Annotated in this window: 22 protein-coding genes, 1 tRNA gene and 1 pseudogene; 16 read left to right on the top strand and 8 right to left on the bottom strand. The window is 66.1% G+C overall.

Going from position 1 to position 21,928, the window contains the following annotated elements; translation table 11 throughout:
- Nucleotides 1-60: 60 nt before the first annotated feature.
- Nucleotides 61-987, top strand: coding sequence for a drug/metabolite exporter YedA (gene yedA, locus QFZ47_RS28135; protein ID WP_307658749.1), 927 nt, complete (start codon nt 61-63; stop codon nt 985-987).
- Nucleotides 988-999: 12 nt separating this feature from the next.
- Here the strand turns inward: yedA and QFZ47_RS28130 are convergent, their stop codons facing one another.
- The 4 genes from QFZ47_RS28130 to QFZ47_RS28115 all read right to left on the bottom strand — a co-directional run bounded on the left by QFZ47_RS28130 (nt 1,000) and on the right by QFZ47_RS28115 (nt 5,037).
- The gene (locus tag QFZ47_RS28130) at nt 1,000-1,638 is read right to left on the bottom strand and encodes a LysE family translocator (RefSeq protein ID WP_307658748.1); all 639 of its coding nucleotides are present in this window, start codon (nt 1,636-1,638) and stop codon (nt 1,000-1,002) included.
- The gene (locus QFZ47_RS28125; RefSeq protein WP_307658747.1) at nt 1,635-2,270 is read right to left on the bottom strand and encodes an RnfABCDGE type electron transport complex subunit B; all 636 of its coding nucleotides are present in this window, start codon (nt 2,268-2,270) and stop codon (nt 1,635-1,637) included. Before QFZ47_RS28125 ends, QFZ47_RS28130 begins: the two co-directional genes overlap by 4 nt.
- Nucleotides 2,267-3,682 carry a polyhydroxyalkanoate depolymerase gene (locus QFZ47_RS28120; protein ID WP_307658746.1) on the bottom strand — a complete coding sequence of 472 codons (1,416 nt, stop codon included), beginning with the start codon at nt 3,680-3,682 and terminating at the stop codon, nt 2,267-2,269. The genes QFZ47_RS28125 and QFZ47_RS28120 overlap by 4 nt, the downstream gene beginning before the upstream one ends.
- Before the next feature lie 158 nt (nt 3,683-3,840).
- A complete protein-coding gene (locus tag QFZ47_RS28115) occupies nt 3,841-5,037 on the bottom strand; it encodes an amino acid aminotransferase (protein ID WP_307658745.1) in 1,197 nt (398 codons plus the stop codon).
- A 105-nt stretch (nt 5,038-5,142) separates the two neighbouring features.
- Between QFZ47_RS28115 and uvrB the strand changes: the two are divergent.
- The 14 genes and pseudogenes from uvrB (at nt 5,143) to QFZ47_RS28045 (ending at nt 16,405) form a co-directional block, all read left to right on the top strand.
- Nucleotides 5,143-7,261 (top strand): annotated as a pseudogene (gene uvrB / locus QFZ47_RS28110) (excinuclease ABC subunit UvrB).
- Between the two features lie 232 nt (nt 7,262-7,493).
- A complete protein-coding gene (gene iscR / locus QFZ47_RS28105; protein WP_007828186.1) occupies nt 7,494-8,030 on the top strand; it encodes a Fe-S cluster assembly transcriptional regulator IscR in 537 nt (178 codons plus the stop codon).
- A 76-nt stretch (nt 8,031-8,106) separates the two neighbouring features.
- Nucleotides 8,107-9,327: an IscS subfamily cysteine desulfurase gene (locus tag QFZ47_RS28100; protein WP_307658744.1), complete on the top strand. Its 1,221-nt coding sequence runs from the start codon at nt 8,107-8,109 to the stop codon at nt 9,325-9,327.
- Nucleotides 9,328-9,356: 29 nt separating this feature from the next.
- Nucleotides 9,357-9,776: a Fe-S cluster assembly scaffold IscU gene (gene iscU / locus QFZ47_RS28095; protein ID WP_021006925.1), complete on the top strand. Its 420-nt coding sequence runs from the start codon at nt 9,357-9,359 to the stop codon at nt 9,774-9,776.
- Between the two features lies 1 nt (nt 9,777).
- Nucleotides 9,778-10,101 (top strand): iron-sulfur cluster assembly protein IscA, encoded by a 324-nt coding sequence (gene iscA / locus QFZ47_RS28090; RefSeq protein WP_012747263.1) that lies wholly within the window; start codon nt 9,778-9,780, stop codon nt 10,099-10,101.
- A gap of 63 nt (nt 10,102-10,164) precedes the next feature.
- Complete coding sequence (gene hscB / locus QFZ47_RS28085) at nt 10,165-10,683, top strand: Fe-S protein assembly co-chaperone HscB (RefSeq protein WP_307658743.1); 519 nt, start codon at nt 10,165-10,167, stop codon at nt 10,681-10,683.
- Between the two features lie 6 nt (nt 10,684-10,689).
- The gene (gene hscA / locus QFZ47_RS28080) at nt 10,690-12,546 is read left to right on the top strand and encodes a Fe-S protein assembly chaperone HscA (protein ID WP_307658742.1); all 1,857 of its coding nucleotides are present in this window, start codon (nt 10,690-10,692) and stop codon (nt 12,544-12,546) included.
- Nucleotides 12,547-12,553: 7 nt separating this feature from the next.
- Nucleotides 12,554-12,892, top strand: coding sequence for an ISC system 2Fe-2S type ferredoxin (gene fdx / locus QFZ47_RS28075; RefSeq protein WP_307658741.1), 339 nt, complete (start codon nt 12,554-12,556; stop codon nt 12,890-12,892).
- Nucleotides 12,892-13,599, top strand: coding sequence for a DNA polymerase III subunit epsilon (gene dnaQ / locus QFZ47_RS28070; protein WP_307658740.1), 708 nt, complete (start codon nt 12,892-12,894; stop codon nt 13,597-13,599). Before fdx ends, dnaQ begins: the two co-directional genes overlap by 1 nt.
- 78 nt (nt 13,600-13,677) lie before the next feature.
- A tRNA-Val gene (locus QFZ47_RS28065) sits at nt 13,678-13,752 on the top strand.
- A gap of 174 nt (nt 13,753-13,926) precedes the next feature.
- Nucleotides 13,927-14,049, top strand: coding sequence for a stereocilin (locus QFZ47_RS28060; RefSeq protein ID WP_307658739.1), 123 nt, complete (start codon nt 13,927-13,929; stop codon nt 14,047-14,049).
- A 32-nt stretch (nt 14,050-14,081) separates the two neighbouring features.
- Complete coding sequence (locus QFZ47_RS28055) at nt 14,082-15,185, top strand: NAD(P)/FAD-dependent oxidoreductase (protein ID WP_307658738.1); 1,104 nt, start codon at nt 14,082-14,084, stop codon at nt 15,183-15,185.
- A 149-nt stretch (nt 15,186-15,334) separates the two neighbouring features.
- Nucleotides 15,335-15,631, top strand: coding sequence for a glycine zipper domain-containing protein (locus QFZ47_RS28050; protein ID WP_021006941.1), 297 nt, complete (start codon nt 15,335-15,337; stop codon nt 15,629-15,631).
- A gap of 51 nt (nt 15,632-15,682) precedes the next feature.
- A complete protein-coding gene (locus tag QFZ47_RS28045) occupies nt 15,683-16,405 on the top strand; it encodes a phage holin family protein (protein WP_307658737.1) in 723 nt (240 codons plus the stop codon).
- Nucleotides 16,406-16,437: 32 nt separating this feature from the next.
- Here the strand turns inward: QFZ47_RS28045 and QFZ47_RS28040 are convergent, their stop codons facing one another.
- A complete protein-coding gene (locus tag QFZ47_RS28040; protein ID WP_307658736.1) occupies nt 16,438-17,517 on the bottom strand; it encodes a quinone-dependent dihydroorotate dehydrogenase in 1,080 nt (359 codons plus the stop codon).
- Between the two features lie 40 nt (nt 17,518-17,557).
- Between QFZ47_RS28040 and rpiA the strand changes: the two genes are divergently transcribed.
- The gene (gene rpiA, locus QFZ47_RS28035; RefSeq protein WP_307658735.1) at nt 17,558-18,289 is read left to right on the top strand and encodes a ribose-5-phosphate isomerase RpiA; all 732 of its coding nucleotides are present in this window, start codon (nt 17,558-17,560) and stop codon (nt 18,287-18,289) included.
- Nucleotides 18,290-18,328: 39 nt separating this feature from the next.
- Here the strand turns inward: rpiA and QFZ47_RS28030 are convergent, their stop codons facing one another.
- The 3 genes from QFZ47_RS28030 to folD are packed head-to-tail and all read right to left on the bottom strand — an operon-like array spanning nt 18,329 to nt 21,921.
- Entirely contained in the window at nt 18,329-18,973 is a 645-nt protein-coding gene (locus tag QFZ47_RS28030; RefSeq protein ID WP_307658734.1) for a glutaredoxin family protein, read from the bottom strand.
- 30 nt (nt 18,974-19,003) lie between these two features.
- On the bottom strand, nt 19,004-21,064 hold the full coding sequence (locus QFZ47_RS28025; protein WP_307658733.1) for a M3 family metallopeptidase: 2,061 nt from the start codon (nt 21,062-21,064) through the stop codon (nt 19,004-19,006).
- Nucleotides 21,065-21,069: 5 nt separating this feature from the next.
- Entirely contained in the window at nt 21,070-21,921 is an 852-nt protein-coding gene (gene folD, locus QFZ47_RS28020; RefSeq protein WP_307658732.1) for a bifunctional methylenetetrahydrofolate dehydrogenase/methenyltetrahydrofolate cyclohydrolase FolD, read from the bottom strand.
- Nucleotides 21,922-21,928 lie beyond the last annotated feature (7 nt).

Here is a 21,928-nt window from a genome sequence, read left to right as displayed (position 1 = left end):
CGAAAGGATCGCTTTCATACCATGGACGGCGTTCCAATACCAACAAGACAGAGACCCGCCATGCCCACTCTCGCATCCCCCGCCCAAGCCGCGCCCGGTTCCGCACGCGCTGCACTGCCGCCGCTGCTGTGGCTTTGCCTGGCCGCCACATGGGTGGTCTGGGGCTCGACTTATCTGGCGATCAAGTACGCGCTGATCAGCTTTGCACCGTTCCTCCAGATGGGCTCGCGCTTTCTGTTCGCGGGCGCGCTGCTCGCCGCCTGGATGCGCTGGCGCGGCGCCGCCTGGCCCTCGCGGGTGCAGTGGCGCAATGCCCTCGTGGTCGGCGCGTTGATGCTGGGCGGCGGCATGGGCGGCACGGCCCATGCCGAAGTGTCGATCGGCTCGGGGCTGGTGGTGGCCTTCATCGCGGTGGTGCCGCTGCTGATCGCATTGCTCAACCTGATCTGGGGCGTGAAGCCGACGCGCATGGAAGCCATGGGCATTGCGCTCGGCCTCGTGGGCGTTCTGATGCTGACGCAAGGCAGCGGCTTCCAGTCGTCGCCCGCGGGACTGGTGGCGATTTCGATTGCCTGCGTCTGCTGGTCGATGGGCAGCGTGCTGAGCCAGCGCAGCCTGCCGCTCGCGCCCGGCGCGATGGGCTTTGCAAGCGAAATGATCTGCGGCGGCGTCGTGCTGCTGGTGCTCGCGGCGATCTCCGGCGAGCAGCTGGTGTGGCCGCCGCAGCCCGAGGCCGCTGCGGCCTGGCTGTACCTCGTGGTGTTCGGCTCGCTGATCGCGTTCAACGCCTACATGGTGCTGCTCGCGAAGGCGCCCGCTGCATTGGCCGCGAGCTACACCTTTGTCAATCCGGTGATCGCGATGCTGCTGGGCGTATGGATTGCCAACGAGACCGTCACGCGCTTCGAGTGGTACGCGGTGGCCGTCGTGCTGGCCGGTGTTCTGCTGCTGCTGTTCAAGCGTCCGCAGAAGACGCAAGAGAGCTGAACCCCGCGCCGTTCAGGCGCCCGGGCGGCGCCAGAAAGCCAGCGTGGCCGCCAGCAGCCACATGCCCGCCGCGCAGCTGCGGTTCAGCGCCTTGAGGCCGCGGCGCGAGAGCCAGCGCACGGCCTGCGTGCCGGCGGCCGCATAAGCCAGCATCACGCAGGTGTCGAGCGCCACGAAGATCGAGCCGAGCAGCAGGTACTGCGCGCCCTGCGGCTTGGCGATGTCGATGAACTGCGGCAGGAAAGCGGCGAAGAACAGCACCGTCTTGGGGTTCGACAGCGCCACCAGCAGGCTGCGCATGAGCGCGACCCGGCCATGCGGGCGAACCTCGATGGCGGACTTGGCCAGCGCCGCGCCGAGGTCGGTCGCCTCACTGCGCCACAGCTTGACGCCGAGCCAGACCAGGTAGGCGACACCCGCCACGCGAATCGCGTTGAAGAGCAGTTCCGATGCGGCCAGCAGCGAGCCGAGTCCGAGCGCGACCACCGCGATCAGCGTGACGCTCCCGAGCGACGCGCCGGCAATGCCCCAGCTCGCGCGCCGCATGCCGCCGTCGATGCCATTGGACAGCGCCAGCAGCATCGTCGGGCCGGGAATCACGGCCAGGGCGAGCGAGGCGACGACGTAGATGAACAGGGTGTCGAGGGTCATGGCTTGGCGGCGGGTGGGCGGTGTTGCGAGGCGGCGCGGGCACGCGCCAGCGCGGCTTCGACGATGGATCGCTTGCGCGTGTCGGCGGCCTGCGGTTCGGCGATGGCGGGCGCTTCTTCCTTGCCCTTGTGCTTGTCGGCACGGCGATGCTCGCCATGCAGCTTGTAGCGCTGCAGCGCAGCCTCGGCCTGTGCCTGCGACCAGGCCTGCCAGCCGCTGCGGCCCGGCGTCTCGACCTCGAGCGAGATGCAATCGACAGGGCAGACCGGAATGCAGAGCTCGCAACCGGTGCAGTGCGCTTCGATCACGGTATGCATGCGCTTGTTGATGCCCACGATGGCGTCGGTCGGACAGGCATCGAGGCAGAGCGTGCAGCCGATGCACCACGCCTCGTCGATGACCGCCATGGCGCGCGGCCCTTCGGTGCCGAACTGCGGGTCGAGCGGCTGCGCCTCGCGGCCGGTGAGCCGCGCCAGCCTGGCAACACCTTCGGCGCCGCCGGGCGGGCACTGGTTGATGCCCGCCTGGCCGTCAGCCACGGCTTGTGCATACCCTGCGCAATCGGGGTAGCCGCAACGTGTGCACTGCGTCTGCGGCAGTGCATCGTGGATGCGTGCGGCCAGTCCGTTCACTTCCTGCGTGCCGCGGGCTTCTTGGCGGGGGCCGCCGCCACCGCCTTCCCGGCTCTGGCGCTCTTCGCGGCTGCAACGGCCGCCGTGTTCCGCCCCGGCTTGATCCGGTCTTCGGCCGGCAGGCTTTCGCGTGCACCGGCGCGGCGCTGGGGCTGGTCGTGGGCCGCGATGAACTTCTGTACCTTGGGGTAGACCAGCTCGCGCCAGCGGCGGCCGCTGAAGATGCCGTAGTGGCCCGCGCCCTTGACTTCGTAGTGTTCGCGCTGCGCGTCGTCAATGCCGGTGCACAGGCTGTGCGCAGCCTCGGTCTGCCCCGAGCCCGAAATGTCGTCGAGTTCGCCTTCGATGGTCAGCAGCGCGGCCGAATGGATGTCCTGCGGATGCACGCGCTCGATCTGGCCCTTGGGGTTCCTGACATCCCAGGTGCCGTTGACCAGGTCGAATTCCTGGAACACGGTGCGGATGGTGTCGAGGTAGTAATCGGCGTCCATGTCGAGCACGGCGTTGTACTCGTCGTAGAACTTGCGATGGGCCTCGGCGCTGGCGTCGTCGCCCTTGATGAGGTCCTTGAAGTAGTCGTAGTGGCTCGAGGCGTGGCGGTCGGGGTTCATGGCCACGAAGCCCGTGTGCTGCAGGAAGCCCGGATACACGCGGCGGCCTTCACCCGGGAAGCCCTGCGGTACGCGGTAGATCACGTTGTTCTCGAACCACTCGAAGCTCTTGTTCATCGCGAGGTTGTTCACCGCGGTGGGCGACTTGCGCGCGTCGATGGGGCCGCCCATCATCGTCATGGTGAGGGGCAGCGGCTCGCCGCGGGTGGCCATCAGCGAGACGGCCGCCAGCACCGGCACGGTCGGCTGGCACACGCTCACGACGTGGCAGTTGCCGTACTCGGCCTGCAGGCGGCGGATGAACTCCTGCACGTAGTTGACGTAGTCGTCGAGGTGGAACTCGCCCTCCGACATGGGCACGAGACGCGCATTCTTCCAGTCGGTGATGTAGACCTTGTGGTCCTGCAGCATGGTGCGCACCGTGTCTCGCAGCAGCGTGGCGTAGTGGCCCGACAGCGGCGCCACGATCAGCACCACGGGTTGGCTCTTGAGCGTCTTGAGGATGTGCGGCTCGTCGGTGAAGCGCTTGAAGCGGCGCAGTTCGCAGAAAGGCTTGTCGAGCTCGACGACCTCCTGGATGACCACGTCTTCGCCCTCGACCTTGACGGACTTGATGTTGAACTCCGGCCTCTCGTAGTCCTTGCCGAGGCGATAGAGCAGGTCATAGCCTGCCGCCATGCGCTGCGCCATGGGCAACTGGCCCCACACCGCGCCTTGGCCATAAAGCTTGGAAGCTGCTTGGGCGAAGTCCGAAAATGGTTCCATCAGGGAACGCTGGGCTTCGTAGAGTTGATAAAGCATGGCTGGTCTTGGAGTGAATGTTGCAGTGCAATATATCAGCGCATTTGTCGGGTTGAAGGGGGGCCTAACCCCTACATCAACACCGCCGCAAGGGTTGTTTCTGGCCCAGGATGTGAAGGAATTCTCGAAGTCGGATTCCTTCACACTTTTGCCGTCACCTAAACGACTTTGGCAATCGACGCGCAGACGTAGTCGATGTTCTTGCTGTTGAGCGCCGCCACGCACATGCGGCCGGTGTCGGTGCCGTACACGCCGAACTCGTTGCGCAGGCGCACCATCTGGTCCTTGTTGAGGCCCGAGTAGCTGAACATGCCGATCTGCGTGGTGATGAAGCTCATGTCTTCCTTCACGCCCGCGGCCTTCAGGCCGTCGACCAGCTTCTGGCGCATGGCCTTGATGCGCACGCGCATTTCGCCGAGTTCCTTTTCCCACAGGGCGCGCAGCTCGGGGTTGCCGAGCACCGCGGCCACCACGGCGCCGCCGTGGATCGGCGGGTTGCTGTAGTTGGTGCGGATCGCGATCTTGAGCTGCGACAGCACGCGGCCGGCTTCTTCCTTGCTTTCGCACAGTACCGAGAGAGCGCCCACGCGTTCGCCATACAGGCTGAAGCTCTTGGAGAAAGAGGTCGAGACGAAGAAGGTCAGACCCGCATCGACGAACTTGGCAACGGCCGCGCCGTCTTCTTTCAGGCCATAGCCGAAGCCCTGGTAGGCCATGTCGAGGAAGGGCACCAGGCCCTTGGCCTTGACCGTGGCGACGACCTGGTCCCACTGCTCGGACGTGATGTCGTAGCCGGTCGGGTTGTGGCAGCAGGCGTGCAGCACGACGACGGTGCCGGCCGGCGCCGCATTCAGGGCGGACAGCATGCCGTCGAAGTTCACGCCGCGCTTGGCCGCATCGTAGTAGGGGTAGCTGTCGACCTCGAAGCCCGCATTGGTGAACAGGGCGCGATGGTTTTCCCAGCTCGGGTCGCTGATCAGCACCTTGGCCTTGGGGTTGAGCTTCTTGAGGAAGTCGGCGCCGACCTTGAGGCCGCCGGTGCCGCCGATGGCCTGGATGGTGGCCACGCGGCCCGATTGCACGGGCTCGCTGTCGGCGCCGAAGACCAGGCCCTTGACCGCGTTGTCATATGCCACGATGCCGTCGATCGGCAGGTAGCCGCGCGCGGTCGGCGCCTTCATCATGTTCTGTTCGGCCGCCTGAACGCACTGGAGCAGCGGCAGCTTGCCGTTGTCGTCGTAGTAGACGCCCACGCCGAGGTTGACCTTGTTGGGGTTGGTATCGGCTGCAAACTGCTCGTTGAGGCCGAGGATCGGGTCGCGCGGTGCCATTTCGACCGCGGTGAACATAGACATGGAAAGGTCCTTTGGGATGAAAGCTTCGCTGCAACCGGAGGAGGCTTTATGCTTTCCGGTTGCCTTGAATTTTACCGGTGCCATCGCCACCTGTCGGGAACAGCCATGCCAGAGAACAACGAAGCCATAGCAGACCTGAAGAAACTGGACCCGATCGGTCCGGCCAAGCAGGGCGAATTCATCAAATACCCCGGTTCGCCTTTCGAACTTTTCCAGCCCTACCCACCGGCCGGAGACCAGCCGAAGGCCATCGACGGGCTGGTCGAGGGCGTGCTCGACGGCGAGGTGTTCCAGACGCTGCTGGGCGTCACGGGGTCGGGCAAGACCTTCACCATGGCCAACGTGATTGCGCGCTTGGGCCGCCCGGCCATCGTGTTCGCGCCCAACAAGACGCTGGCGGCGCAGCTCTACAGTGAATTCCGCGAGTTCTTCCCGAAGAACGCGGTGGAATACTTCGTGAGCTACTACGACTACTACCAGCCCGAGGCCTACGTGCCGCAGCGCGACCTGTTCATCGAAAAGGACTCGTCGATAAACGAGCACATCGAGCAGATGCGGCTGTCGGCCACCAAGAGCGTGCTGGAGCGGCGCGACACGGTCATCGTGGCCACGGTGAGCGCCATCTACGGCATCGGCACGCCCGAGGATTACACGCAGATGCGTTTCATCATGCGGGTGGGCGACAAGATCGGCCAGCGCGACGTGATCGGGCGGCTGATCCGCATGCAGTACACCCGCAACGAGCAGGACTTTTCGCGCGGCACCTTCCGTGTGCGCGGCGACACCATCGACGTGTTTCCGGCCGAGCACAGCGAATTGGCCATCCGCATCGAGCTGTTCGACGACGAGATCGAGACGCTGCAGCTGTTCGACCCCGCTCACAGGCCGCATCCGCCAGAAGATCCCGCGTTTCACGGTGTACCCGTCGAGCCACTACGTGACGCCGCGCGACAAGGTGCTGGGCGCGGTCGAAACCATCAAGATCGAACTGGCCGGGCGGCTCAAGGAATTTGTGAGCCAGGGCAAACTGGTGGAGGCGCAGCGCCTGGAGCAGCGCACCCGCTTCGACCTGGAGATGCTGGCAGAGATCGGCCACTGCAAGGGCATCGAGAACTACTCGCGCCACCTGTCGGGCGCCGCGCCGGGCGAGCCGCCGGCCACGCTCACGGACTACCTGCCGAAGGACGCGCTGATGTTCCTCGACGAGAGCCATCAGATGATCGGCCAGCTCAACGCCATGTACAGCGGCGACCGGGCGCGCAAGACCACGCTGGTCGAGTACGGCTTCCGGCTGCCCTCGGCAATGGACAACCGGCCGCTCAAGTTCGAAGAATTCGAAAAGCGCATGCGGCAGGCGATCTTCGTCTCGGCCACGCCGGCGCAGTACGAAAAAGACCATTCGGGCAATGTCGTCGAGCAGCTGGTCCGGCCGACCGGCCTGATCGACCCCGAGGTGGAGGTGCGCCCCGCCACGCACCAGGTCGACGACGTGCTGGGCGAGATCCGCATCCGCGTCGAGAAGAGCGAACGCGTGCTGATCACCACGCTCACCAAGCGCATGGCCGAGCAGCTGACCGATTACCTGAGCGACAACGGCGTGAAGGTGCGCTACCTGCACAGCGATGTCGACACCGTCGAGCGGGTGGAAATCCTGCGCGACCTGCGGCTGGGCAGCTTCGACGTGCTGGTGGGCATCAACCTGCTGCGCGAAGGCCTGGACATTCCCGAGGTGTCGCTGGTCGCCATTCTCGATGCCGACAAGGAGGGCTTCCTGCGCGCCGAGCGCTCGCTGATCCAGACCATCGGCCGCGCGGCCCGCAACCTGAACGGCAAGGCCATCCTCTATGCCGACCGGATGACCGAATCGATGAAGAAGGCCATTGGCGAAACCGAGCGCCGCCGCGCCCGGCAGATTGCCCACAACGAGGCCAATGGCATCACCCCGCGCAGCATCGTCAAGCAGGTGCGCGACCTGATCGACGGCGTCTACAGCGAAAAGACCGGCAAGGAAATGGCCAAGCTGGACCTGGAGCGCGCCAAGGTCGAGGACATGAGCGAAAAGGACATCGCCCGCGAGATCAAGCGGCTCGAAAAGCTCATGATGGAGCACGCCCGCAATCTCGAATTCGAGAAGGCGGCGCGGGTGCGCGACCAGCTGGCGCTGCTGCGGGAGCAGGCTTTTGGCGCCTCCGGCGGGGACAATATCGCGATCCTGCCGTCGTAGGCCGGGATTCCGGGTTCTTCAAGCGGTTTCCGCAGGGGTTTACCCGAGCAGACTCCAGGGCCTTCTGCTATACTTGACCGAAATACTCAACAACAAAAAAGAACTTCGCGATGAAGAACCGATCCCACCGGCTGGTTCACCAGCGCCAGGGGGTCGGGCAGGGCGGAGACGAAGTCACCGCGGCCCTGGGCCACGGTGTCATTTCAACGGTAAGCACTTGAAGGAGCTTGCGATGCGTCTCACTACCAAAGGCCGTTTTGCGGTCACAGCAATGATCGACCTGGCGCTGCGCCAGAATACCGGTCCGGTCACGCTGGCTGCGATCAGCCAGCGGCAGCAGATTTCGTTGTCGTATCTCGAACAGCTGTTCGGCAAACTGCGCCGCCACGAGCTGGTCGAGTCGACCCGCGGCCCTGGCGGCGGCTACAGCCTCGGCCGCAAGGCTGCGGATATCACCGTCGCAGACATCATTGTTTCCGTCGATGAGCCCATCGATGCCACGCAATGCGGCGGCAAGGAAAACTGCCTCGGCGAAGCCGGCCGCTGCATGACGCACGAGCTCTGGGCCTCGCTGAACCAGCGCATGGTCGAGTTCCTCGATTCCGTCACGCTGCAGAAGCTGGTCGACGACCAGATCGCCAAGGGCGTGCAGATCGAGAACAAGCCGGTCGTCAAGCGCGCCATTTCCGCGCAGCCGGTGGTCAAGCCGATTCGCGTGAACGCGCCCAACTCGGTGTTTGCCCTCGGCAACGCCTTCGCGAAGTCCTGAAGCCGTGGAGCGCCTTCGGGCGCTGCCACCAGAAGCCCAGATCAACGAAACAACCCCACGCCAGCCCGAGCCAGCCATGGACGTCACTCCTCATTTCCCGATCTATCTCGATTACGGCGCCACCACGCCGGTCGACCCGCGCGTGGTCGATGCCATGATCCCCTGGTTGCGCGAGCATTTCGGCAACCCGGCGTCGCGCAGCCATGCCTGGGGCTGGGAGGCTGAAGAGGCGGTCGAGAAGGCGCGCGGCCAGGTGGCTGACCTGATCAGTGCGGATCCTCGCGAAATCGTGTGGACGTCGGGTGCGACCGAGTCGATCAATCTCGCGCTCAAGGGCGCGGCCCAGTTCTACAAGGGCAAGGGCAAACACCTCATCACCCTGAAGACCGAGCACAAGGCCGTGCTCGACACCATGCGCGAACTCGAGCGCCAGGGCTTCGAGGTCACCTACCTCGACGTCGAGGAAAACGGCCTTGTCGACCTTGAGAAGTTCAAGGCCGCCATTCGCCCCGACACCATCCTGGCCAGCGTGCTGTTCGTGAACAACGAAATCGGCGTGATCCAGGACGTGGTCGCGCTCGGCAATGCCTGCCGCGAAAAGGGCGTCATCTTCCACGTCGATTCGGCCCAGGCCACCGGCAAGGTCGACATCGACATCACGAAGCTGCCCATCGACCTGATGAGCCTCGCCTCGCACAAGACCTACGGCCCCAAGGGCATCGGCGCGCTGTACGTGCGTCGCAAGCCGCGCATTCGGCTCGAAGCACAGATGCACGGTGGTGGTCACGAGCGCGGCATGCGTTCGGGCACGTTGCCCACGCATCAGATCGTCGGCATGGGCGAGGCGTATCGCATCGCCAAGCTCGAGATGAAAGACGATATCGCTCATGCGCGCCGCCTGCAGCAGCGTCTGCTGAACGGCCTGAAGGATGTCGAACAGGTGTTCATCAACGGCGACCTCGAGCGCCGCGTGCCGCACAACCTGAACATGAGCTTCAACTACGTCGAAGGCGAGTCGCTGATCATGGGCATCAAGGGCCTGGCGGTGTCGTCGGGTTCGGCCTGCACCTCGGCCAGCCTCGAGCCCAGCTATGTGCTGCGCGCCCTGGGCCGCAGCGACGAACTGGCCCACAGCAGCCTGCGCATGACCATCGGCCGATTCACGACCGAAGAAGAAATCGACTACGCCATTTCGACCATCAAGCACAACGTTGCCAAGCTGCGCGAGTTGAGCCCGCTGTGGGAGATGTTCCAGGACGGCGTCGACATCAGCACGATCCAGTGGTCGGCCCACTGACGCATTGAACAAAGTTTGAGAGGTACACCATGGCATATTCATCCAAGGTCATCGACCACTACGAAAATCCCCGCAACGTCGGCTCCTTCGAAAAGGGCGACGACTCGGTCGGCACCGGCATGGTCGGCGCGCCGGCCTGCGGCGACGTCATGAAGCTGCAGATCAAGGTCAATCCGGAAACCGGCGTGATCGAAGACGCGCGCTTCAAGACCTATGGCTGCGGCTCGGCCATTGCCTCGTCATCGCTCGTGACCGAATGGGTCAAGGGCAAGACGCTCGACGAAGCCGCGGCACTCAAGAACGCGCAGATCGCCGAAGAACTGGCGCTGCCGCCCGTCAAGATCCACTGCTCGATCCTGGCCGAAGACGCCATCAAGGCCGCCGTGAGCGACTACAAGGCCAAGCACGGCGCCAAGGCGGCAGAAGCCGAGCCCTCGGCAGTCCACTGACATGGCCGTTACGCTGACCGAAGCCGCTGCGCGCCACGTCACCCGCTACCTCGGCAAACGGGGCAAGGGCGTGGGCGTGCGGCTGGGCGTGAAGACCACCGGCTGCTCCGGCCTGGCCTACAAGCTCGAGTACGTGGACGAATTCGCGCCTGAAGACGTGGTGTTCGAAGACCACGGCGTGAAGGTGCTCGTCGACCCCAAGAGCCTGGCCTATATCGACGGCACGCAGCTCGACTTCGTGCGCGAAGGCCTGAACGAAGGCTTCAAGTTCATCAATCCGAACGAGCGCGACCGTTGCGGCTGCGGGGAAAGCTTTCGCATCTGATGCACCGTCGCTGACAGCGACCACAGCCGCCACCATGTCATGTGCTGGCGGTTTTTTCTTGCCATGAACCTGAACGACACCGACTTTCAACTGTTCGCCGTCCCCGCGACCTTCGCGCAGGACCGTGCCGCACTCGACGCGCGCTGGAAAGAGCTGCAGCGCGAGGCGCATCCGGACCGCTTCGCCGCGCAGGGGGCTGCGGCGCAGCGCGTGGCCATGCAGTGGTCGGTGCGCATCAACGAGGCCTACCAGCGGCTCAAGGATCCGATCCGGCGGGCCAGCTACATCTGCGAACTCAACGGTGCACCGCTGAACGCCGAGAACAACACCGCGATGCCGCCCGATTTCCTGATGCAGCAGATGGAATGGCGCGAAGCGCTCGACGATGCTCACGACATTGCCGCGGTCGCGCAGCTGCAGGCCGAAGTCGAGGCCGGGCGTGCCCGGGCGCTGTCGTCGCTCGATTGGCTGATCGACGAAAAGGGCGATTACCCGGCCGCCGCGCAGCAGGTGAGAGCCCTCATGTTCATTGAGCGCTTCGGACAGGACGTCGAAGCCAAATTCGATCAGTTGGGACAATAGTCCGTTATGGCTCTTCTTCAAATTTCCGAACCCGGCCAGGCGCCCGACCCGCATCAGCGCCGCATTGCCGTGGGCATCGACCTCGGCACCACGCATTCGCTGGTGGCCGCGGTGCGCAACGGCGTGGCCGAATGCCTGCCGGACGACCAGGGCCGCGTGATCCTGCCTTCGGCCGTGCGCTACCTCGACACGGAGCGGCGCCAGATCGGCTTCGATGCGCTCGCCGCGCGCGCGCAGGATGCCGCGAACACCATCACCTCGGTCAAGCGGCTCATGGGCCGCGGGCTGGCCGACATCGCGAACCGCGCGTCGATGTCGTACCGTCTGGTGGACGAGGGCGGCATGGTCAAGGTGCAGACGGCCGCGGGCATCAAGTCGCCGGTGGAGATCAGCGCCGAGATCCTGGCCACCTTGCGCTACCGCGCCGAAGACACCTTCGACGATGAGCTCTACGGCGCCGTCATCACCGTGCCGGCCTACTTCGATGAAGGCCAGCGCCAGGCCACCAAGGACGCCGCGCAGCTCGCCGGCCTCAACGTGCTGCGCCTGATCAGCGAGCCCACGGCCGCGGCCATTGCCTACGGCCTGGACAACGGGAGCGAAGGCGTCTACGCCGTCTACGACCTGGGCGGCGGCACCTTCGACATCTCGATCCTGCGGCTCACGCAGGGCGTGTTCGAGGTCATTGCCACGGGCGGCGACTCGGCCCTGGGCGGAGACGACTACGACCACGCGCTCGCCGATTTCGTGCTCGCGCAAACCGGCCTGCAGGTGGGCAGCGACGCCGACAGGGCCGCCGTCCTGGTGGCGGCCCGTGCGGCCAAGGAGGCGCTGACCGACGCCGACTCCGTGGCGTTCCACGCCGAGCTTGCCGGCGGCCCCGCCCGCTTCGATCTGGCGCGCGCGCATTTCGATGCCGCCACCAAAGCGCTCACCGACCGCACGATCGCAGCGGTTCGCAAGGCGCTGCGCGACGCGAAGCTCAAGCCCGATGATCTGCAGGGCATCGTGCTGGTCGGCGGCTCCACCCGCATGCCGCAGATCCGCCGCGCCGTCGCCGAGTTCTTCGGCCGCGAGCCGCTCATCAACCTGAACCCCGACGAAGTGGTGGCGCTCGGCGCCGCCATCCAGGCCAACCAGCTGGCCGGCAACAACGGTGCGGGTGATCTGCTGCTGCTCGACGTGATCCCGCTGTCGCTGGGCATCGAAACCATGGGCGGACTGGTCGAGCGCATCGTGCCGCGCAACCAGACCATTCCCACCGCGATGGCGCAGGACTTCACCACCTACCAGGACGGGCAGACCGCTCTTGCGCTGCATGTGGTGCAGGGCGAACGCGACCTGGTCGCCGATTGCCGCAGCCTGGCGCGCTTCACGCTGCGCGGCATCCCGCCGATGGCGGCGGGTGCGGCGCGCATCCGCGTGACCTTCACCGTCGATGCCGATGGCTTGCTGAGTGTCGGCGCCAAGGAGCAGGGAAGCGGCGTGGAGGCCAGCGTGACGGTCAAGCCTTCGTACGGGCTCTCGGACGACCAGATCGCGACCATGCTGCAGGAGAGCTTTTCCACCGCGCAGCAGGACATGCAGGCGCGCGCGCTGGTGGAGGCGCGCGTGGATGCCGAGCGCATGCTGCTTGCCACGCAGAGCGCGCTCGATGCGGACGGCGATCTGCTGAGCGAAGAAGAGCGCGCAGTCATCGATGCGTCGATGGCGAAGCTGCGCGAAGCCGCCAAAGGCGACGATGCCGCGGCCATCGAAGGCGCCACCAAGGCGCTGGCGAACGACACCGAAGCCTTCGCTGCCCAGCGCATGAACGCGGGCATTGCGCGAGCACTCTCCGGCCGCAAGCTCGAATCCCTCTAAGAACAACATGCCCACCATCAAGATCTATCCGCATCCCGAGTATTGCCCGCAAGGCGCCGAGATCACGGCGCCGGCCGGCACCTCGATCTGCGAGGCGCTGCTCGACAACCACATCAACATCGAGCACGCCTGCGAGATGAGCTGCGCCTGCACCACCTGCCACGTGGTGGTGCGCCAGGGCTTCAATTCGCTGAACGAGGCCGAGGAAGGCGAGGAAGACCTGCTCGACCGCGCCTGGGGCCTGGAGCCACAATCGCGCCTCAGCTGCCAGGCGATCCTGGCGCAGGAAGATGTGACGATCGAGATTCCCAAATACTCGATCAACCACGCGAAGGAAAATCACTGATGTCGCGCCAGATCGTCCTCGACACCGAAACCACCGGCCTTTCCGCCGAGAACGGCGACCGCGTCATCGAGCTCGGCTGCGTGGAGCTTTTCGCGCGCAAGCTCACCGGCAACGACCTGCACATCTACTTCAATCCCGAGCGCGAGAGCCATGAGGACGCGCTCAAGGTGCACGGCCTCACGACCGATTTCCTGCGCGACAAGCCGAAGTTCGCCACGCTGGCCAACGACATCGTCGAATATCTGCGCGGCGCCGAGCTGATCATCCACAACGCGGCCTTCGACGTCGGCTTTCTCAACAAGGAGCTCGAGCTGGCCGGCCTGCCGCCGCTGCGCAGCTTCGTCGGCGAGGTGACCGACACACTGGCCATGGCCAAGCTGGTCTACCCGGGCAAGCGCAACTCGCTCGATGCGCTGTGCGACCGCTTCGGCGTCGATCGCTCGAACCGCACCTTCCACGGCGCCAAGCTTGATGCGCAGCTGCTGGCCGACGTGTACATCAACCTCACGCGCGGCCAGGATGCGCTGCTGATCGACGTGGCCTCCAACGAGCCGGCACAGGGCACCACGGTGGTGGCCATCGACCTGAGCCAGTTCGAGCTGCCGGTGATCATGGCGGCCGAGCAGGAGCTCGCGGCGCACGAAGCGGTGTTGTCGCAGCTCGACAAATCCAGCAACGGACGCACGCTGTTCCGGCAAAACGGCTGAAATGCTGTGGCATAATCGAAGGCTTCGCGCAACGCGATTAATTCCAAGGCACTGCACGCGCGGTGCCAAGGGTTGAAAGGGCGGTTAGCTCAGGGGTAGAGCACAGCATTCACACTGCTGGGGTCGGAGGTTCGAAACCTCCACCGCCCACCAATTTCCCAAGATAAAAGCGATTTGGATTGTCCAGGTCGCTTTTTTGTTTTCCGGGCCACTTCCTGCGGCGCCGAATATCGACGCGCACCTGTCGGCTCGTGCTGACGCCAACTGCCGCCACGCACCGGCTGCGTTCCTGAACCCATGGCATAGAACCGGGGAAAGGAGAGCACCATGGCCACCCATCCCGATCTTCCGACCCCGGTCACGCCGGATCTGCCTGTGGAGCCCGACGAAGGGCCGAGCACGCCGCCGGACGAGCCGACCGATCCCGAGCCGCCTCCCACCTCGTCCTGAATTCGCCGCGCGAGCCGCGCTAAGCTCGCGCCATGGATGAATTCGATTGCGCCGTCATCGGCGGCGGTGTAGTGGGGCTGGCCGTGGCGCGCGCCTTGGCGCTCGCGGGCCGGGAGGTGGTTGTGCTGGAAGCCGAAGGTGCCATTGGCACCGGCACCAGTTCGCGCAACAGCGAGGTGATTCATGCGGGCATCTACTACCCGCAGGGCTCACTTAAGGCCAGGCTTTGCGTCGAGGGCAAGGCGGCGCTTTATGCCTATGCGGCAGAGCGCGGCGTGCCCCACCAGCGCTGCGGCAAGCTCATCGTGGCGACCTCGGCAGAGCAGGTGGCCCAGCTCGAAGTCATCCGCGCCAAGGCGGCCGCCAACGGTGTCGACGACCTCGTGCTGCTGACCGCGCAGCAGGCCATGGCCATGGAGCCGCAACTGCATTGCGTGGCGGCCCTGCATTCGCCGAGCACCGGCATCGTCGACAGCCATGCGCTGATGCTGAGCCTGCTCGGCGACCTGGAGAACGCGGGCGGCATGCTGGCACTGAAATCGCCCATCGCCCGTGCGGAGTGCGGCCAGGGCGCTATCGTCCTGGTAGCGCAAGACGGAACGGCGCTGCGCTGCAATACCGTGGTCAATGCAACCGGCCTGCTTGCGCCCGATCTGGCCCGCCGCTTCGAAGGACTGCCGGAAGCCGCCGTGCCCACCGCGTACTTTGCCAAGGGCAGCTATTTCACGCTGTCGGGGCGCGCGCCATTCACACGCCTCGTCTATCCGGTGCCCGAGCCTGGCGGACTGGGTGTGCACCTGACGATCGATCTGGGCGGGCAAGCCAAGTTCGGGCCCGATGTGCAATGGGTGGAATCGGCCGATGACCTGGTGGTGGATCCGGCGCGCGGCAACGGCTTCTACGCCGAAGTGCGAAAGTACTGGCCCGCGCTGCCCGACGGGGCACTGATTCCCGGCTACGCGGGCATGCGGCCCAAGATCTCGGGCCCGGACGAGCCGGCGCGCGACTTCATGATCGACGGGCCCCAATCGCATGGGGTGCGGGGCCTGGTGAATCTCTTCGGCATCGAGTCGCCCGGGCTCACGAGCAGCCTGGCCATCGGGCGCCACGTCGAGCGCATGCTCGCGTCAGGCTGACGGCGGACGCAATACAGGGGCCATCGCGTGCAGAAGTCTGCATAACTGCAGTGCATGAGGGGCTTTTGTGCCTGTAACATGACACCACGCCATTTGCTGGCGTGAAGCCGCCGGCGCGGTGCCGGTGTCATCACGGAGGAAAGATTCCAATGAGTGCATCCAACAATATTGAAGCGGCAGCCGAAGACATCGCAAGCGACGTGCGTGGCGTGCTGGCCAGCAAGGACCTCGATTCGGTTCCCCACATCAAGGCGCTGCGCCAGCGCATCGACACCAAGCTCGCCATTGCGCGCGAGCTTGCTGCGGAGAAGAGCAAGCTGGCCGCCAAGAAGGCCCGCGAAGCGGCCAACACTGCCAACGCCTACGCCCACGACGAACCGTGGCAGATTGCCGGCGCCGCGCTGGCCGTCGGCGTGCTGGTGGGCCTGCTGCTTGGCCGCCGCTGACCTGAACGCAAGCCGCCGCCGCATCGTTGCTCGCCGAACCGGAGTCGGCGCATGAGATTGCTGTCCCTGTTCGGGCTCGATGCCCGTCTGCGGCGGCTGCGGATCGCTGCGGCCGAAGGCGCGCTGGCCGCCGAAGACCGCGTTCAGCTCCTGCGCATGGCGTGGGAGGACGAGAAGCAGCGCCTCAAGCTGATGCTCGTGCTGGTGGTGGCCGTGCTCGGCCTGACCACGGTGGCGGTGGCATTGCTGTCGATGGCGGTGGTGGTGCATTTCTGGGAAACCCCGCACCGCATCGCGGCGGCGTGGTCAGTGGCCGGCGTTTGGATCCTGCTCTGGCTGGGCGCGGCGCTGGGCCTGTTCCTGACCCTTCGCAATGCCTCGAACAGCTTCATCCCGGCGCGCCACGAATTCGAACGCGACTGGGCCTGGGTCCAGGACAGCTTCGGGCTCGGCAAGGATCCCGACCAGGACGAAGAAGCGCCGCGACCCCCGCGGCCTGCCACGCGCGAAGAATTGCTCGCGCGCATGGAGCGCCAGCGCGAACGCATTGCCACGATGCAGGGCGCGCGGCCGGTGCAGCCCGGTGGTGCAACGGGTGCTTCTTCCGAAGCACCGCCGGCGGATGAATCGGCTGCCGCTGCGGCATTGCGCATTGCCCGTGAGCACCCCGTGGCCACCGGCGTTGCCGCCGCGGTGGCCGTGGTGGTGATCCGTCCCAGGCGGCTGTTGCGCTGGGCCGCCTTCATTGCGCCGGTACTCTGGCGCATGCGCTGAGAGGAAGCGGAGAGAAGCGAAGAAGCGAAGGCTCAGGCGGCGCTGCGACTCTGCAGCAACGCCTGCGCCGCCTCGCGCACGAGCGCCGGGCCGCGGTAGATCAGGCCTGTGTAGATCTGCACCACGTCTGCGCCCGCGGCAATCTTGGCCTTGGCATCGGCCGCGCTCAGGATGCCACCCACCCCCACGATCGGAAAGCCCGGCCCCAGCGCCGCGCGCAGCTGCGAGATCACCCGGTTGCTTGCCTCGCGCACGGGTGCGCCCGAGAGCCCCCCTGCTTCGTCGGCGTGCGGCAGGCCGGCGACCGCCTCGCGCGCCAGCGTGGTGTTGGTGGCGATCACGCCATCCATGCCGTGGCGCTGCAGCGTGGCGGCGATGACGGCAACCTGGCGCTCGTCCAGGTCAGGGGCGATCTTCACGAACAGCGGCACGCGCCGGCGGTTGCGTTCGGCCAGCGCATGGCGGCGCTCGGCGATGGCGCCCAGCAGGGCGTCGAGCGCCTCGTCGCTCTGCAGTGTTCGCAGGTTGGCGGTGTTGGGGCTCGAGATGTTGATGGTCACGTAGTCCGCATGCGGGACCACGCCATCCAGGCAGGCCAGGTAGTCGTCCACCGCTCTTTCGATCGGCGTGGTGGCGTTCTTTCCGATGTTGAGTCCGAGCAGCATCGGCTTCTTGCCGCCGCCGCTGCCGTTTTTGCGGAAGCGCGCCTTCTGCACGTTGGCGAGGAAGGCAGCGAGCCCTTCATTGTTGAACCCGAGCCGGTTGATGAGCGCATCGCGCTGGGGCAGGCGGAACATGCGCGGCTTGGGGTTGCCCGGCTGCGCCTTGGGCGTCACCGTGCCGACCTCGACGAAGCCGAAGCCCATGGCGGCAAAGGCGTCGATGCAGCGGGCGTTCTTGTCGAGCCCGGCGGCCAGGCCCACGCGGTTGGGAAATTCCAGCCCCGCGAGCGTGACCGGATCATCGACGCGCGGCGCGGCATAGGCGCATGCCAGCGGCGTGTTCTGCGTGCGGGCCAGCGCGTCGAGCGTGAGTTCGTGGGCATGCTCCGGGTCGAAGCCGAACAGAAAGGGCCGGGCCAGGCCGTAGAGCGAAGAGGGGAGCAGGGGCATCGGATAATTCTCGGCTTCAATGAGCCAAGGATTCTCCGCGATGACTGCACCCGTTTCCCCTTCTTCCGCCTCAGGCGCCGCAAACGGCGCGGGCGCCATCTCCCAGGACGAGCTCAAGGCGCAGGTCGGCCGCGCCGCGCTGGCCTACGTGGTGAAGGATGAAATCGTCGGCGTGGGCACCGGCTCCACCGTGAACAAGTTCATCGACGCCCTGGCCACGATCAAGGACCAGATCAGGGGAGCGGTGTCCAGCTCGGTGGCGTCGACCGAACGCCTGCGCGCCTTGGGCATTCCGGTGTTCGACAGCAACGAGGTCGAGGAACTCGGCGTCTACATCGACGGCGCCGACGAGATCGACCACCACGGCTTCATGGTGAAGGGCGGCGGTGCAGCGCTCACACGCGAAAAGATCGTCGCGGCGCAGTCGCGGCGCTTCGTCTGCATTGCCGATGTCTCCAAGCTGGTCGGCACGCTCGGTGCCTTTCCGCTGCCGGTGGAGGTGATTCCGATGGCGGCGCGCCGCGTGATGCGGCAGTTCGAAGCCATGGGCGGCATCGCGCAGGTGCGTGAGAAAGACGGCCTGCCGCTCGTGACGGACAACGGCCAGCACATCGTCGACGTGACGGGGCTCCAGATCAGCGATCCGCTCGCCTTCGAATCCGAAGTGAGCCAGTGGCCCGGCGTGGTCACGGTCGGCGTGTTTGCCCACCAGAAGGCCGACGTGTGCCTGCTGGGCACGCCCTCGGGCGTGCAGACGATGCAGTTCGACTGAAGAAAAAGGCCGCCAGCTGTAGCCGGCGGCGGCTGGGTATCAGAACTTGATGCCCGCCGGGTTGCTCGGGCTCGGACCGCTGGGGGCAGGCGTGGGCTGCTGCGGTGCAGGCGCCGGCTGCGCGGGCTCGCGTGCGGCGGGCGCCGGTTGCAGCGCAACCAGGGGCCGGGCCGGCGGATTGCGGTAGCCGGCGGGCAGGCTGTTGCTCTTCGGATATCCCGCGGCGTCCAGGTATTGCGACCATTCGGCGTCCGAGTAACCCTTGAGTTGCTGCGAGCCGATCGTCAGCAGTGGCAGCGAGGACTGGTTGCTCAGGCGCTGCAGCGCCTCGACATCCTGGTTGCTCTTGACGGTGCGCTCCTCGAACGGAATGCCGCGCGTGACGAGCAGTGAACGGGCCGTGCCGCAGGGCGCGCATTCCTCGCTGCTGTACAGGGTCACTGGGTAGCGCTGTGCCACTTGCCGTAACTCGTAGGGCAGGCCGGCGTTGGCCGCAGGCGTGATGCCCGCCTGCGGTGCTGCGGCCGGTTCCGTGCTTGCGGTAGGCGCGCGGTCCGAGAAGGTGACCTTGCCGTTCTTGTCGACATTGCGGTAGATCGGCTGGGCCATCGCGCCTGCGGCGATCAGCAGCAGGGCGACGCCGGACAGGCGATGCAAGGGGGATTTCTTGTGGATCGAATGCATCGCCCGAGTATCGCAAGCTTCAGGCCCGCATCAAGCGGGCTGGGCCTGCGCCATGCCCTGGTGTCGCAGCAGCGCATCAAGCTGGGGCTCGCGGCCGCGGAAAGCCTTGAACGAATCCATGGCGCTGCGGCTGCCGCCGGCTTCGAGGATGGCCTGGCGGTACCTGCGGCCGGTTTCGATGTTCGGCTGGCCGTCGGCACCCACGGTTTCCTCGAAGGCGGCATAGGCGTCGGCGCTCAGCACCTCGGCCCACTTGTAGCTGTAGTAGCCGGCCGCGTAGCCGCCCGAGAAGATGTGGCTGAAGGTGTTCGGCGTGCGGCTGAAAGGCGGCGAAGGCATCACGGCCACCTCGGTGCGCACCTTGCCCAGCAGCGCGAGCACGCCGCCCGGCTGCGCGGTGGCGGCCTGGTATTCGGTGTGCAGCAGCATGTCGAACAGCGAGAACTCGATCTGGCGCAGCGTCTGCAGGCCGCTCTGGAAGTTCTTGGCGGCCGTCATCTTGTCGAACAGGGCGCGCGGCAGCGGCTCGCCGGTGTCGACGTGGGCCGTCATGTGACGCAGCACGTCCCACTCCCAGCAGAAGTTTTCCATGAACTGGCTCGGCAGTTCGACGGCGTCCCACTCGACGCCGCTGATGCCCGACACGTCGCGCTCGTTCACCTGCGTGAGCATGTGATGCAGGCCGTGGCCGAACTCGTGGAAGAGGGTGGTCACGTCGTCGTGCGTGAGCAGGGGCGGCTTGCCGTCGACGCCGCTCGCGAAGTTGCACACGAGCTGCGCCACCGGCGTTTGCAGCACGCCGTCGTCCGGGCGCAGCCAGCGCGCGCGCACGTCGTCCATCCAGGCGCCGCCGCGCTTGGCGGCGCGCGCGGACGGGTCGAGGTAGAACTGGCCGACCTTCTGGCTGCCTTCGGCCGTCTGGCGCTCGATACGGTAGACCTCGACGCTCGGGTGCCACGTGGGCGCGCTGTCGCGGCGAATGGACACCTCGAACAGCGTCTCGACGATCTTGAACAGGCCGGCCATCACCTTGGGCGCCGGGAAGTACTGCTTGACCTCCTGCTCGCTGAAGGCATAGCGCGCTTCCTTCAGTTTCTCGCCGATGTAGCTCCAGTCCCACGCCTGCGGATCGGCGATGCCCAGCTGTTCCGAGGCGAAGGCGCGCAGGTCGGCCAGGTCGCGTTCGCCATACGGCTTGGCCTTGGCCGCGAGATCGCGCAGGAACTTGATCACCTGCTCGGGCGACTCGGCCATCTTGGGCACGACCGAGAGTTCGCCGAAATTCCTGTAGCCGAGCAGCCTGGCTTCTTCTTCGCGCAGCGCGAGGATCTCGTTGATCAATGCCGTGTTGTCGAAGGCCGGATCGCCGAGTTCGCTGGCGCGTGTGACGTACGAGCGGTAGAGCGTTTCGCGCAGCGCGCTGCTCCTGGCGAATTGCATCACGGGCAGGTAGCAGGGCATCTTGAGCGTGAGCTTGTAGCCGTCCTTGCCCTCGGCCTGGGCGGCCGCGCGGGCCGCGCTCACCACGTCTTCGGGCACGCCGTCGAGTTCACCCAGCTGCGCGTAGTACGCGAAGGCGTCGGTGGCGTCGAGCGCGTTCTCGCTGAATTTCTGGCTCAGTTCGGCCTGGCGCTCCTGGATGTCGGCAAAACGCTTCTTCGCGTCGCCCTGCAGTTCCGCGCCGCCGAGCACGAAGTTGCGCACGGCATTCTTGTGCGCCTGGCGCTGCTCGGGGTTGAGGGTGGCCACGTCGATGGCCTTGTACTTGGCATACAGGCGCTCGTCGGAACCCAGGCGGGTCCAGAAGGCGGTCACGCGCGGCATCGCCTCGTTGTAGGCGGCGCGCAACTCTGGCGTGTCGGCCACCGCGTTGAGATGGCCCACGGCGCCCCAGGCCCGGCTGAAGCGCTCGGACGCCACGTCGAGCACCTTGGAGATCGCATTCCAGTCGGCGGGAAAGCCGGCGGCCGTCACGGTCTGCAGCGCCGCCTCGGCCTCGGCCAGCAGGATGTCGACCGCGGGCGCGACGTGCCTGGGCTCGATGCGGTCGAACAGCGGGAGATCTTTGAAGTCGAGGAGGGGGTTGGTCATGGAAATCAATTTGCGGCGCGTTCCGCGGCTTCAAGGGTGTTGAGGAGCAGCATGGCGCGTGTCATGGGGCCCACGCCACCAGGTACGGGGGTGATCCAGCCGGCCACTTCCTTGACAGCGTCGAAATCGACGTCGCCGGCCAGCTTGCCGTCTTCCTTGCGGTTCATGCCCACGTCGATTACGACCGCGCCGGGCTTCACCATGTCGGCGGTCAGGATGTTGCGCTTGCCCACCGCGGCGACGATCACGTCGGCCTGGCGCGTGAGGGCGCCGAGGTCTTGCGTGGCGCTGTGGCAGATGGTCACGGTGGCGCTCCTGGCGAGCAGCATCATGGCCATCGGCTTGCCGACGATGTTGCTGCGGCCGATGACCACCGCATGCTTGCCGCGCAGCTCGTAGCCGATGGATTCGAGCATCTTCATGCAGCCATACGGCGTGCAGGGCCAGAAGCCCGGCGCGCCGGTCATGAGCGCGCCGGCGCTGGCCACGTGGAAGCCGTCCACGTCCTTGGCGGGCGATATCGTCTCGATGACCTTCTGGCTGTCCATGTGCTTGGGCAGCGGCAGCTGGACCAGGATGCCGTGTACCTTGGGGTCGTCGTTGAGCGCGCGGATGCGCTCCAGCAGCTCGGCTTCGCTCATGTCGGCCGGGTAGGTTTCGAGCGTGGCCGCGAGGCCGGTTTCGGTGCTGTCGTTGACCTTGTGCCTGGTGTAGACCTGGCTGGCCGGATCGCTGCCCACGAGGATGATGGAAAGGGCCGGGTTCACGCCACGGGCCTTCAGCGCGGCGGTGCGGCCGGCAACCTCGGCGCGAATGGTTTTGGCGAGGGCGTTGCCGTCGATCAGTTGGGCGGTCATCGGTTTC

The sequence above is a fragment of the Variovorax paradoxus genome (assembly GCF_030815975.1).
In the GTDB taxonomy this organism is placed as follows: domain Bacteria; phylum Pseudomonadota; class Gammaproteobacteria; order Burkholderiales; family Burkholderiaceae_C; genus Variovorax; species Variovorax paradoxus_N.
Note: the sequence above shows the minus strand (reverse complement) of the source record. Positions and strands in the feature narration are given on the sequence as shown.